11 protein-coding genes are annotated in these 12,574 nt (G+C 45.3%); 5 read left to right on the top strand and 6 right to left on the bottom strand.

Annotated elements, in window-relative coordinates; all coding sequences use genetic code 11:
• The first annotated feature begins 29 nt into the window (after positions 1-29).
• Positions 30-2,888, top strand: a complete 2,859-nt coding sequence (locus ACTRWF_RS05295; protein WP_015066607.1) for a ligand-binding sensor domain-containing diguanylate cyclase — start codon at positions 30-32, stop codon at positions 2,886-2,888.
• Positions 2,889-2,949: 61 nt separating this feature from the next.
• On the opposite strand, the gene ACTRWF_RS05290 is transcribed toward ACTRWF_RS05295, so the two are convergent.
• A complete protein-coding gene (locus ACTRWF_RS05290) occupies positions 2,950-3,828 on the bottom strand; it encodes a DUF417 family protein (RefSeq protein WP_015066608.1) in 879 nt (292 codons plus the stop codon).
• 247 nt (positions 3,829-4,075) lie between these two features.
• Between ACTRWF_RS05290 and ACTRWF_RS05285 the strand changes: the two genes are divergently transcribed.
• Positions 4,076-4,534, top strand: coding sequence for a hypothetical protein (locus ACTRWF_RS05285; RefSeq protein ID WP_462835217.1), 459 nt, complete (start codon positions 4,076-4,078; stop codon positions 4,532-4,534).
• A 70-nt stretch (positions 4,535-4,604) separates the two neighbouring features.
• On the opposite strand, the gene ACTRWF_RS05280 is transcribed toward ACTRWF_RS05285, so the two are convergent.
• The gene (locus tag ACTRWF_RS05280; RefSeq protein ID WP_462835216.1) at positions 4,605-5,051 is read right to left on the bottom strand and encodes a hypothetical protein; all 447 of its coding nucleotides are present in this window, start codon (positions 5,049-5,051) and stop codon (positions 4,605-4,607) included.
• A gap of 203 nt (positions 5,052-5,254) precedes the next feature.
• On the opposite strand from ACTRWF_RS05280, the gene ACTRWF_RS05275 reads away from it, so the two are divergent.
• Entirely contained in the window at positions 5,255-5,692 is a 438-nt protein-coding gene (locus ACTRWF_RS05275) for a DUF2177 family protein (RefSeq protein ID WP_462835215.1), read from the top strand.
• Here the strand turns inward: ACTRWF_RS05275 and ACTRWF_RS05270 are convergent.
• The 3 genes from ACTRWF_RS05270 to ACTRWF_RS05260 form a co-directional block, all read right to left on the bottom strand.
• Positions 5,670-6,824: a fatty acid desaturase gene (locus ACTRWF_RS05270; RefSeq protein WP_462835214.1), complete on the bottom strand. Its 1,155-nt coding sequence runs from the start codon at positions 6,822-6,824 to the stop codon at positions 5,670-5,672. The two genes, ACTRWF_RS05275 and ACTRWF_RS05270, sit on opposite strands and share 23 nt — an antisense overlap.
• A complete protein-coding gene (locus ACTRWF_RS05265) occupies positions 6,821-7,879 on the bottom strand; it encodes an FAD-binding oxidoreductase (protein WP_462835213.1) in 1,059 nt (352 codons plus the stop codon). Before ACTRWF_RS05265 ends, ACTRWF_RS05270 begins: the two co-directional genes overlap by 4 nt.
• Before the next feature lie 406 nt (positions 7,880-8,285).
• A complete protein-coding gene (locus ACTRWF_RS05260; protein WP_012517776.1) occupies positions 8,286-8,504 on the bottom strand; it encodes a hypothetical protein in 219 nt (72 codons plus the stop codon).
• Positions 8,505-8,839: 335 nt separating this feature from the next.
• Between ACTRWF_RS05260 and prfB the strand changes: the two genes are divergently transcribed.
• Positions 8,840-9,938, top strand: a protein-coding gene (prfB, locus tag ACTRWF_RS05255) for a peptide chain release factor 2 (protein ID WP_141153572.1) whose coding sequence is annotated in 2 segments (ribosomal slippage) — positions 8,840-8,914 and positions 8,916-9,938 — 1,098 coding nt in all. Because the reading frame shifts where the segments join, the coding sequence is not laid out codon by codon here.
• A gap of 23 nt (positions 9,939-9,961) precedes the next feature.
• Complete coding sequence (gene lysS, locus ACTRWF_RS05250) at positions 9,962-11,530, top strand: lysine--tRNA ligase (RefSeq protein WP_012517778.1); 1,569 nt, start codon at positions 9,962-9,964, stop codon at positions 11,528-11,530.
• Positions 11,531-11,630: 100 nt separating this feature from the next.
• On the opposite strand, the gene ACTRWF_RS05245 is transcribed toward lysS, so the two are convergent.
• Positions 11,631-12,572, bottom strand: coding sequence for a ketopantoate reductase family protein (locus ACTRWF_RS05245; RefSeq protein WP_020743130.1), 942 nt, complete (start codon positions 12,570-12,572; stop codon positions 11,631-11,633).
• Between the last annotated feature and the right edge of the window lie 2 nt (positions 12,573-12,574).

Here is a 12,574-nt window from a genome sequence, read left to right as displayed (position 1 = left end):
CATTGAAGTTTGTGTCTCTCACTTTTGTGATGTGTTTGCTGTGGGTGATACCCATAGATGGCTTTTCGGTAGAGTCTTCTCAGCTCATGCCGCTCAACCGGTATTTCCCTCAATCGTGGGGAACGAAAGACGGGCTTCCTCACAATAGTATTCACGCATTAGCACAAACGTCCAATGGGTATCTATGGGCGGGTACTTGGGAAGGTGTAGCTCGGTTTAATGGTCAGCAGTTCACTGTATTTACCCGCGGCGCGCAAACAGGATTACCAGACTCCGGCATTCGAAGCTTGTATTACAACAAGCCCCGCGACGAGCTACTGGTGGCAGGAAACCGAGGCGGTGTAACGTCGCTTATCGCAGAGCAGTGGCATGCTCAAGCGCCCCTGCCTGCAATGGTTAATCATGCGTTCAGAGACAGTAATAACGTGTTGTGGTTTGCGCTGGAAGACACGGGGATTGCAATGAGAACGCCTGATGGCACGCAAAAAGAATACATTGTAAATTCGAGTGCTTACCGCATAATCGAAGACGGATTTGGAGTAATCTGGTTTGCAACAAATCAAGGCTTATTCAAATACATAAACGATAAATTTCAGCTAGCTGTACCCGACCACAACATACTGTCTGGTCCATCATTTACTCTCGCTCTTGATAGCAAAAAACGTGTTTTAGTTGGCACGGAACACGGTGTTTGGCAGCAAAGAAACGGAACCTTCGCGCTACTTCACAGCTCACTTGCCGACAAATCAATTAGTAGTATTTTGCTTGATCATCAAAATAGCATTTGGGTAGGCACCATCAATCATGGCCTTTATCGTCTAAGTGACTTAGGCCTAGAAAAACTGGATGCGACAGCAGGTCTTCCCAATAACCGCGTTTTTTCACTGCTTGAAGATTTGGAAAAAAATATCTGGATTGGCACTAATGGTGGTTTGTTTAGGCTGCGTCGTGCGCTATTTACCACATTCTCGCAAAGCCAAGGAATGAGTGGAGACTTTTTGCGAACTGTTTTGCAAACGTCTGATGGCAAACTTTTAGCAGGTGGAAGTGCTGGATTAGATATATTTTCCAATGATGCGTTTTCCAGCGCATCGCTCACTACGGGTGAAGCTTTTTCTGTACTCAGTTTGGCAGCGGTAACTGAAGAGGTAACGTTAGTTGGCACCTATACAAAAGGTGTGCTGCGATATGAAAATGACCAACTTACTCCTTACCTCAATAGACATTTAGGGTTACCGAGTAATGAAGTAAGGGCCATTCTTTTAGCGAGTGATAACAGTGTTTGGTATGCCACGGCGCAAGGTGTAGTTCAACAAACGCCAGATGGAAAGCTAAGCCATTTCAATGAACAAAATGGGCTACCTGCCCATTTTTCGATGGGCTTGGCAGAAGATCGTGAAGGACGAATCTGGATTGCTACAGGGATAGGGCTCGCCTATATCCAACAGGGTATTGTGCACGCAGTTTCGTTTCCTGAACATTCAGATGCGCAGCACGCGTTCAGTTTTAGCGTCGTTGAAAAGGGAACTTGGATTACAACCGATCGAGGCCTTGCGTATTTTGACAATGCTACAAAGGCACTTAGTGTAATCGAAAAGTCGCAGGGGCTTCCCGTAGATAAACTGTTTTCAATCGGTATAGATCACAACAGCGGTGTATGGCTAAGTTCAAACCAAGGGGTCATTCTCACTTCACTATCAAGTCTTAAGGAGTGTCTGACACATCCAAGTGCTTTATTGGAATTTGAGCATTTTAAAGAAGAAAATGGCCTGGCGAGTATTCAAATCAATGGTGGGTCACAGCCATCTCAGTTTGTCGATGTAGACGGAAATGTTTGGCTTCCTACTGCGAAAGGGCTCGCCACAGTAACGCCTGCAAACCTTGCCATGTTGAGTGAATTCCCTATTCCGGTAAGTATAGAGGCGGTACTACTGGACGGTGCTGACCAGCAATTTGATACGGATAAAAGGGAAGTAGACGTAACGCCGTTAACCACGCGAGTTGCGTTTCAGTATGCAGGGTTGGGATTCGCTATGCCTTCGCGTATAGAGTATCAGGCTATGTTAGTAGGATATGACCAAGATTGGGTTAACCGTCATCAATTTAGAATGACTGAATACACTAATTTAGCACCTGGTCGTTATCAGTTTAAAGTACGTGCTCGTTATATTGGTGGTCCCTGGCAAGAGATTACGTCACCATTTTCTATTCGCGTGCTACCCAGTATTTATCAGACATTTGCTTTTAAATTCTCGGTTTTTCTTTTCTTCTGTTTTGTTATCTATGCACTTTATAAAGTACGTTTTCATCACTTGAAAAAATCAGAAATGATTTTAAAACAAAGGGTCGATGAACAAACCAGATCACTAGAATTACAAACCAAGCGGTTCGAGTTCCAAGCAACTCATGATGATCTAACGGGTATTGCAAATAGACGAGCATTCGACCGCTGGCTTGTACAATATTTTGAAGAGGCTAAAGCGAAACAAACTCCTCTATGTCTTGCCGTTATCGATATCGACCATTTTAAACAGGTAAATGATCAGTACTCTCACTTAGTAGGAGATAAAGTCATAACTGAGGTGGCCCGTATATTAAATCGCGAAGTTCCGCATTATGCTAAATGTGCAAGGTGGGGCGGCGAAGAGTTTACTGTGTTGTTACCCGAATATGACTTGATAAATGCAAGGGTAGCTATGGATCATGTTCGAAAAATCGTGGCAGCACATGATTTCAGTTTTATAGCGCAAACGCTGAAAGTCACAATCAGTATTGGTGTAGCAAGTGCAAATGGCGCGAGAGATCACGACAGAATGTTAACCCATGCCGACCAAGCACTTTATACTGCAAAAGAAAATGGCCGCAATCAAGTGACCATTTTCGAATAAACGATAAGTGAGGTAGTGGTTAATTACTACAACATCTTTAACCTGACTTTGCCGTAAAGCTTTACTGTGGCGATTGACCCAACTGCGCTTCTTCGCGTTCTCGTGAAACTGCCTCGAACAGCGTAAAGTAAGCCACCACAGCAAGATTAGCGACAAACCAAAGGTCTTTAATAACGAACTGACCTAGGCGATTGACGATAGTCGTGCTGTTAAAGGTATCCGGTACAGTAAACAAAAACGTTTGTGTCATTAGAAAAGCCGATAAACAAGCCAGTCCGCTCGCAATGATCATCAGCTTGTTCTTAGTAAAGATGCCCGCACCCAATAGCAGTGCAAAGAGGACATCAAACCCACCAATTACATTCGATGCCCCTTGAACGCTAAACACAGCATATAGCCACGACATAAACGGTGATGTTTCAACTAGCCCCACAATCGCATTAGCTTCAAACTCGAAAAACTTCATGCCACCTATCCATAATAAGACCATGGCTACAGGAGCAAAGTTAAGGTATGTCAGTTGCTTGTGTGAAAATTTTTCGCGATAAAACAAGAATAGGAAAAGCGGTAATACTGCGAAGTACTTAATGATGCCTTGACCGCTGCCAATAATCGGGAAGCCCCCTAAATCGGCCATCCATCTCGTTGGTGATAATAACGTCAGCAATGGAATGGCCGTTACAAAAGTGGCATATAGTGTTACTGCTTTTGCTGAAACAAGGTTAAAACGTGCTGCAATGGTCATTAACGGTAGCAACAGCAACGCGATACCAGAAAAAGCACCAAGGGCACTCTCGCTCAACACAGAGTCTAACGAGTAGAAATTAAATGTAGCGATAAGTGCATTGGGGTTTGCACCCAATAAAAATGTTAGGCCAAGAACTGCAAAGCTAAAAGTGAGCAATGCGGTGACCATGTTTTCGGTTTGGTTTAGTGTCATAAAGCGTCCGTAAATACTGCTAGTTTTGCGAAGTGTATGTAGAGACCCGTCGAGGTAGCACTAAAATTTCATAGGTTTGATAATTTATTAGGCATAGCGCAATAAGCAAATAAGGATTTATCGACAAAATAAGAACTTATCTAATAGCGGTTGTCATAAGTAGCAGCGGTCTTAATTAAATTAGGTCTTAAGTAGTGTAGGGCTTAAATAGTAGTGGTTTAGAAAGTAAAATAAATTGAGAGAAAAAATGAAACAAGCAAGCAGTAGAGCACAGAAGCGTTTTAGGATCTGGTTGATAGCAGGCGTGTGTGCAGCCTTGTCTGCTTGTGGCGCTCAGCCCCCAGAACCTATTGATGAGCCAATCGCGAGTGTTGAAGACGTCGAAAGATTAGAGCAAGTCGTTGATACCTCATTGCCTTTGGTGCAGCAGGCCTATTCCATTGAGTCTGAAAAAGTGTGCGATAAACACGGTGGTAACTGGAAGAAAGTAGGCCGACAGCAGGCGCATGCTTGTGTGCTACCAGCAACCGATGCTGGTAATGCGTGTAATGACAGCAGCGAGTGCGAAGTGGCTTGTGTTACGGAAAACAATAACATGGAAGCGGGAGAAAAGGCGCGCGGCGTGTGTTTAGAAAGTACGGACTTATTCGGCTGTAGGGCCTATGTGTCTAACGGCGTTGTGGAGCATACCTTGTGTGTTGACTAAGAGGTTGTTTAGCAAACGAACGTTGAATGAAGCGCACGCCACCGGCAATGCGCTTCACAACAACGCGGTGTTAATTAACGTTGGGGAACTCGATTTTGTCCAGTTCGCTCGCCGTTTCATTGCACTCACCTAATAGGTGAAGCCTATCTTCGGTTTGGTGTGTATCTATTTCTAGAAAGCCCGTTTGGCAGTAACCGGTCTCATCCAGTTTCTCATCTAGAGATGTATAAAGTTGCTCAGTCATTCTATCGCTGCTATGTGACGAGCCTTCGCGACTTTCCTGTCCTTGGCGGCCGCCACGACCACTTCGTTCGCCTCCCTGACCACGGCTGCCTTTACCGCCACCTTTGGCACCGTCACGATGCTGCATTAACGGAATGCTAAAGGCGAAGAGCTTGGTACCGTCTTGCTTGATCTTCGTTTCAAAAAATATTTCATCCATGTCTAAAGGTGGTGGCCTATGAGCGCACGCACTGACAATCAAAGAGGTCGTTATTGCTAATAGTGTTTTATTCATTTTATTTAATGCTTATTTGAACCACGTCACTTTGAGATTCAAACGCCTCTTTAGTTGCAGCACCCAGTGTAAGTTTTAAGTAAAGTGTGGATTTGTTTTTTTAAGGTTTAGCATTCTCGCGGTGCGCTTATGGTGCAACACTTGCGTATTCATATTTTAAATCACTTGCATCCGAAATTTGCTTATTTACAGGGATAGGTTCCATGCTTTCCAACATCATTCGCTTTGCGAAAAACATCGCCGTGTCGTTAATTGCAATCTTTGTGTGTTTTGGTGTGCTCGACTTCTTGTGGCTTGGCGTTATTGCGGATGGCTGGTATCAAAGTGAAATGGCTCCTCTGCTTAGAAGTCAATTTATCACGTGGCCTTGGGTGGTTTTTTACCTCATGTATGGATGTGTGGTGTTTGTACTTGCTGTAGTGGCGAACAGAGATAAGTCGTTACTTTATGCTGGGATCGATGGCGCGCTTCTAGGGTTGGCCAGTTATGGCGCCTACAATTTAACGGCGTACAGCATTATTGAAGGTTTTACTTTGTTTATCATGTTGATTGATTGGGCGTGGGGCACGTGCCTAACCAGCGCAAGCGCCATGGCCGGCTGGTTAGGGTTTCAACTGGTTAAGGGAAAGAGTAGCGAATAATGCGTTTTAACACGCTGGCGTATTGTTTTAAAAAGCCGCCAGTGTTGTAGTGCATGCCGTGTTCTTCGAATACGGCTTTTACCTTGGGCGCCATCTCTCGGTAGCGTCTTGCTGGGATATCTGGAAACAGGTGGTGCTCAATTTGAAAGCTTAAATGCCCAGTAAGCACGTGAAACAGGTTACCGCCCTTGATGTTCGACGAGCCCAGCGCTTGTCGGTAGTACCATTGCCCTCGGGTTTCATTAATACAATCTTCTTCTTTAAACGTTTCCACATCACCAGTGAAATGGCCGCAAAAGATAATGGTAGATGTCCATAAATTGCGTAACAAATTGGCGATAAGGTTACCGGTAAATACCCATAAAAATAACGGCCCGGCTAACAAAGGAAATAGTACATAATCTTTTACTAACTGACGTGCGCCTTTACTAAAAAAGCGTTTCTTAAGTTCATTATGGGTAACTTGGTTCTTACGGTTGTCCTTCTTTTTTCCAAAAAAGACCCGCTCAGCGGCCATTTCGTGATACGACACACCCCACTGAAATAAAACACTAAGTACGATGTAAGTCGCAAACTGCCATAGGTTTTTTACACGCCATCTAAAATCGTTAGATAAACGAAGCAAGCCGTAGCCAAAGTCTCTGTCTTTCCCAATAATATTGGTATAGGTGTGATGCTCGTAATTATGAACGCGATTCCAGCTCGCACCATCGCAGGCAATATCCCACTCATAGCCTTTCGAATTAATGTGTTTGTCGTTCATCCAGTCGTACTGGCCGTGCATTACGTTGTGGCCTATTTCCATGTTATCGAGAATTTTTGCTGTAGCTAAACTCAATACGCCGGCAACCCAGAGCAGCGGTTGAATGAACCCCAACATTAAAAGTATCCGTCCGCTCCACTCGCAAATTCGCTGAACAAGAATAATACGTCGGATATAGGCCGCATCTTCAGCACCCACTTTTCGTTTAATGTCAGCTTTTATTTCATCAAGCTGTGCGGCAAGTATCTCGTAGTTCGGTTTCTCTTCAGTGCTCGTTGACCGAATTGCTTTGGTTTCACTTATCGGAAAATGCGCTTGTTCGATGGCTTCTTCACGGTGCTGATTGTCTATTGCAACGTTAGTGTTCATAGTTGAATCTCCACATCGGTAACGGCTTGTGATACACACAACTGAATAAGTTGCTCTGCGCTATCTGAAAGTTCGCCAGTACGGGTATCCCTTACTACGCCCCTTTTCTTAACACATTGGCACTGATGACAAATTCCCATGCCGCAGCCATAGGTCACAGGTTGTTCTGCTTGTTGAAGCTGCAAAAGTAGGGTTTGCTGATTATCGATAGTCAAAGACTGGCCATTGTGAACCAACGAGAAAGTTTCGCTTTCGGTAAGGCTTGTGCTGCTTACCACTGGAAGCGCAGCGAAATGCTCGCTTGAAACAGGCGCGCTAATCGTCTTTGCATAATTTTCAACTTGCTCGAACATGGCATGTGGGCCACACACTAACCAGTGTGCATCGGCAAAGTAAGACAAATGGGCTTCTACATCGCCATCTCTTTGCTTAGTTAAAATATCATAGGTGAAGTGTTCACAGCGTTTACTGAAGGCAGAAAGCTCATTAAGCAGTACGTGTTCATTGGGCTTGGCAAAATAAAGTAAATGCACCGATTTTTGATTTACCTGTGCATTGTTAATGGCATCGTCAAGCATGGCAATGAAAGGGGTAATGCCCGAACCGCCCGCAATCATAAGTAGAGGTTTTTCTGTCTTAGGCCATACAAACTCTCCCATGGGGGCCGAGATATTAACCCATTGATTAGGCACACAAGCACGAAGGTAAGGTGTTAGCGCGCCCTGGGCTTTTACCTTAGTCACCAAGCGGATCTGCTTGTCTCTTTGGTAGGTATTAGCACCACTTGCTATGGTAAATACGCGGGTGGTGAGCCTGCCATTAATCTCTATGGTCAACGCGATATGTTGCCCCGCGGTATGAGTGGGCCACGAACTATCTGGCTTAAGTACCACCTCGAGCGTATCCGTGCTTAAGCTGCTTACTGTTATAACTCTGGCTCTGAAATACCCATCGCGCCATGCGGGTTTAATTTGCTGAATCAGTACTTCCCAATAGCCCTTCCAAGAGCCGTGGTGGAATATGCGATCAGTAAATTTATCTAGTAATAGTCTCAATGTAGAAATCACACCTATTTAACGTCGGAATATTTTCAATACAAAAAAGGATGAAATATTTAAGCGTACAGTTGTACGCTAATTCAGCGCACAAGTGTAAGCTTAAAATTTTCTGCGTCAAGAGGTGATAGTGAATTTTTGGTGTAACGTCGTCGAAATGGGCTAATACTTTTGCGAAAAATGCAAAAGTGATTTGTGGGCGGTGAGAAAGGCTATACGGATTATACGTTTGCTAAATAGCCGTAAACGTAACAAGGTGAACACTGCTGCGCATAAAGGGGCTCGCCTCCTTTACGCGCTCTGTAACCTACCTATACGCGCTGCAGTTTGTAATTGAAAAAACGTAAGTGTATTTAGTTAAATTACGTTCGGCAGATTGCAATGCGCTTGAAATATCACAACGCGCTTAGAAGTTGCGGTTTCGAAATAGCCAAGCGGCGATACCACTTCCCGCTATTAGCATTGAAGTGACCAGCCATAGTTTTGAAATAGGTGCGCCGTTGGGGCATTGTAACGACATGGTTGCGCCGGCTAAATTCTGACAGTCAACAAGTTGGCCTAATGCCAATACTAAGAGGCCAAGCAGTACTCCGATAACAGCATAAGACAAATTATTTAACGACATACTTTTCCTATTATTTTTCCACTTGTCGTTCATAACGACGGTAAAGTTTGCACTGCACCCTTGAGGAAAGCGAGAATGTGCTAAACCAGTGCACTACGTTAAGATGCAACGAAGCGTTAAATGCTTTATAAGTTTATTCTTATGGGCTCTGACCGTTTAACCAATGCGTGTTGTGCGCCACTGAACGGTAAAATTGTTCACCTCATCGGAAGTGGTCGAAAAATGCACATAGGCTCACGTAAAACAGTGTCGCAATATTTGCGCCAACCCCTATCAAAATTCCTTCAAATTCGGTACTATCCGCGGTCTTAAATTTTTAACGAAATAAGCGGACTATGTTTGAAATAAACCCCGTTACGAATGCGATAAAAGATATCCGCGAGCGCACCGACGCGCTTAGGGGGTATCTTTGACTTTGATGCAAAGTCAGAGCGTTTAGAAGAAGTTAGCCGAGAATTAGAAAGCCCTGACGTTTGGAACGAGCCAGACAGAGCGCAGGCACTTGGCAAAGAGAAAGTAGCCCTAGAGCAAATCGTTGAAACGATCCATAAACTCGACCAAGGCACAGAAGACGTTGAAGGTCTTGTGGAGTTGGCGGTAGAGGCTGAAGACGAAGATACATTCGTTGAGGCCCAAAGTGAACTTGAAGGCTTAATTGAACAACTAGAGGTGCTTGAGTTTCGCCGTATGTTTTCTGGCCCGAATGATGAAAACGACTGCTATATTGATATTCAGTCGGGCTCTGGTGGCACGGAGGCGCAAGATTGGGCCAATATGCTGCTTCGCATGTATTTGCGTTGGGGCGAAGCCCACGGTTTTAAAACTGAACTTATTGAAGTATCAGACGGTGATGTGGCCGGTATAAAAAGTGCGACCCTGCGTATTCAGGGTGAGTACGCGTTTGGTTGGCTACGCACAGAAACGGGCGTGCACCGTTTGGTTCGTAAGTCACCGTTTGACTCGGGTAACCGCCGTCATACGTCGTTCTCATCGGCGTTTGTATACCCAGAAATTGACGATGATATTGATATTGACATTAACCCGTCTGACTTACGTATAGATACCTATCGCGCATCTGGCGCGGGTGGACAGCACGTAAACAGAACGGACTCTGCGGTACGTATTACCCACGAGCCAACGGGCATTGTGGTGCAGTGTCAGAACGATCGCTCGCAGCACAAAAATAAAGATCAGGCGATGAAGCAGTTGAAAGCCAAACTTTATGAGTTTGAACTGCAAAAACAAAACGCCGAAAAACAAGCGATGGAAGACAGCAAGTCAGATATCGGCTGGGGAAGTCAGATACGTTCGTATGTATTGGATGACTCTCGCATTAAAGATTTGCGCACCGGCGTGGAAACGCGTAACACTCAAGCCGTGCTAGATGGCGACTTGGACAAATTTATTGAAGCTAGCCTAAAATCTGGGCTGTAAACCGAACAACGAAGTGAAAGGTTATGACTGACCAACAAACAGACGATAACAAATTGATTGCAGAGCGCCGTGCCAAATTGAGCGCTATTCGCGAGCAGTGCCGTGCCAACGGTTTCCCAAACAGCTTCCGTCGTGAAAACTATGCGGATGAGCTGCAAGCTAAGTTCGGTGAATTCGACAAAGAAACCTTGCAAGAGCAGGGCAACAAGGTAAGCATTGCTGGCCGTATTATGGCAAAGCGTGGTCCTTTCATGTTGCTTCAAGACATGACAGGCCGTATTCAAGCTTACGCAGACAAAGACACGCAAAAAGCACTTAAAGCAAAATACGGTGCGCTAGATATTGGTGACATCATTGGCGTAGCGGGCGACCTGCACAAGTCAGGTAAAGGCGACCTTTACGTAAACATGGAGCAATACGAGCTGCTAACAAAAGCACTTCGTCCGTTGCCAGAAAAATTCCACGGTTTGAGCGACCAGGAAACCAAGTATCGCCAGCGCTATGTTGACTTGATCACAAGCGAACAAACCCGCAAAACCTTTATGATCCGCAGTAAAATTGTGAATGGTATTCGCAATTACCTGACCGAGCGTGACTACCTAGAAGTAGAAACGCCAATGCTACAGGTTATTCCAGGTGGCGCGACGGCGAAGCCGTTTGTCACTCACCACAATGCGCTAGATATCGACATGTATCTGCGTATTGCGCCAGAGCTTTACCTTAAGCGTTTGGTTGTTGGTGGCTTTGAGCGTGTGTTCGAAATTAACCGAAACTTCCGTAACGAAGGCTTATCAACCCGTCATAACCCTGAGTTTACTATGCTTGAATTCTACCAAGCGTATGCAGACTACAACGACCTGATGAACCTTACCGAAGATATGCTGCGCACGTTAGCGGAAGACATTCTTGGTACCAGCATTATCAAGAACACAACGAAAGACGCTGAAGGTAACGTAACGTCTGAAGTAGAGTATGACTTTGGTAAGCCGTTCGACCGTTTGAGCATGGGCGAGGCGATTCTTAAATACTGGCCTGAAGCTGATGAAGCCGCTATTCGCGACCCAGAAGCGAACCTAGATTCGCTTAAAGCGATGGCAAAGCAGCTTCATATCAAAGAGCCTGAAGTTGACGGTATTTGGGGCGCGGGTAAATACCTGTGCGAAATCTTCGAAGCAACAGCTGAAGAGAAGCTTGAACAACCTACGTTTATCACTGAATACCCTTGGGAAGTATCGCCGCTAGCACGTCGTAATGACAACAACCCGTTCATTACCGACCGTTTCGAGTTCTTCGTAGGCGGACGTGAATTAGCCAACGGCTTTAGCGAGCTTAACGACCCAGAAGACCAAGCTGAACGTTTTGCAAAGCAAGTTGAAGAAAAAGACGCGGGCGATGATGAAGCCATGCACTTTGACGATGACTATATTCGTGCACTTGAGTACGGCTTACCGCCAACAGCGGGTGAGGGTATTGGTATCGACCGCCTAGCTATGCTATTTACCGATAGCTCAACTATCAAAGACGTTATCTTGTTCCCACATATGAAGCCTCAAGCGCCGAAAGACGCGCAAGAAGCCGGTGAGCAAGCGTAATAGAAAAAAGGAGCCGCGTGGCCAGCTTTTATATAAGTAGGCCAGCTCTTCGTTTAAAGACGAGTGTTCTAAGCTCAAATGCTTTTAAGCGCTAGCTCTTTTACAAGCGAAGCGCCTTAACACGCTCTACCAAAAGGGTGTTCTCGGGAACGGGGATACCCTTTTTCTTTGCCATTTCCACAATATACCCATTAATGGCGTCTATTTCTGTCGGCCTGCCGTAAAGCACGTCTTGATGCATACTTGAATAGTTTTCGCCGGTTGCTTTAGCAACGGCTAATACTTTCTCATGCACATCATCTTCGTTGAAATCATACCCATAGGCGTTCGCCACTGAAGTAAACTCATGGCAAATTGCGTGGCGAGTCTCGGCAAACGCCGCCTCGGCAATGCGTTTGTTTTGCATATTATTTAGCGCCGTTAGTGGGTTGATGACGGCGTTAATCGATAATTTTGTCCAAAGTGAGGTAAGGATATTTGCTTGATAATGCACAGGCGGCAGTGCACGTTCTAATAGGGCTATTGCGTTGGCCTGTAGTGGATAAGTCAGGGTCAACGCAGACAATGTGGCTGGTAATCTGCGTGTTGCTTTGGCTAGCCCAATTTGGGTAGCGCCAAGCCCCGTATGCCTGACCTGTATTTTTCCAGACGACGTCGTTTCTTTTAACGCACCGTGGCTGGTGGTGGCAAGTAGAATGGGGTAGTCATCAGGCAATAATGAGCGTGCAGTTTCAAGCCCGCCCATGCCATTGTGAAGCAATACAATAGTTGGAGTGTTTTCAAGATAGGGAAGCCACTGCGTAATGGCTTGTTGCAGTTGATATACCTTAAGAGGAAATACCAATACGTCGCTGTTATCTAGCACCGTTGGTGTGTTAAAAGGCGGCTGAAGCATAGTACTACCGCCATCTTGCCATAAAGCCTCAGTTGGCATCGCGACTATATTTCGCGGGTAGCAGGCATTACCAATACCGTTTTTCTGTGCCCCAGCGGCAACCAAGCTTCCAATAGCGCCACCGCCAACAATATGAAGCTTTTTCACGG

This window comes from Alteromonas sp. G5_S2_22_S1, from assembly GCF_054968525.1.
Note: the sequence above shows the minus strand (reverse complement) of the source record. Positions and strands in the feature narration are given on the sequence as shown.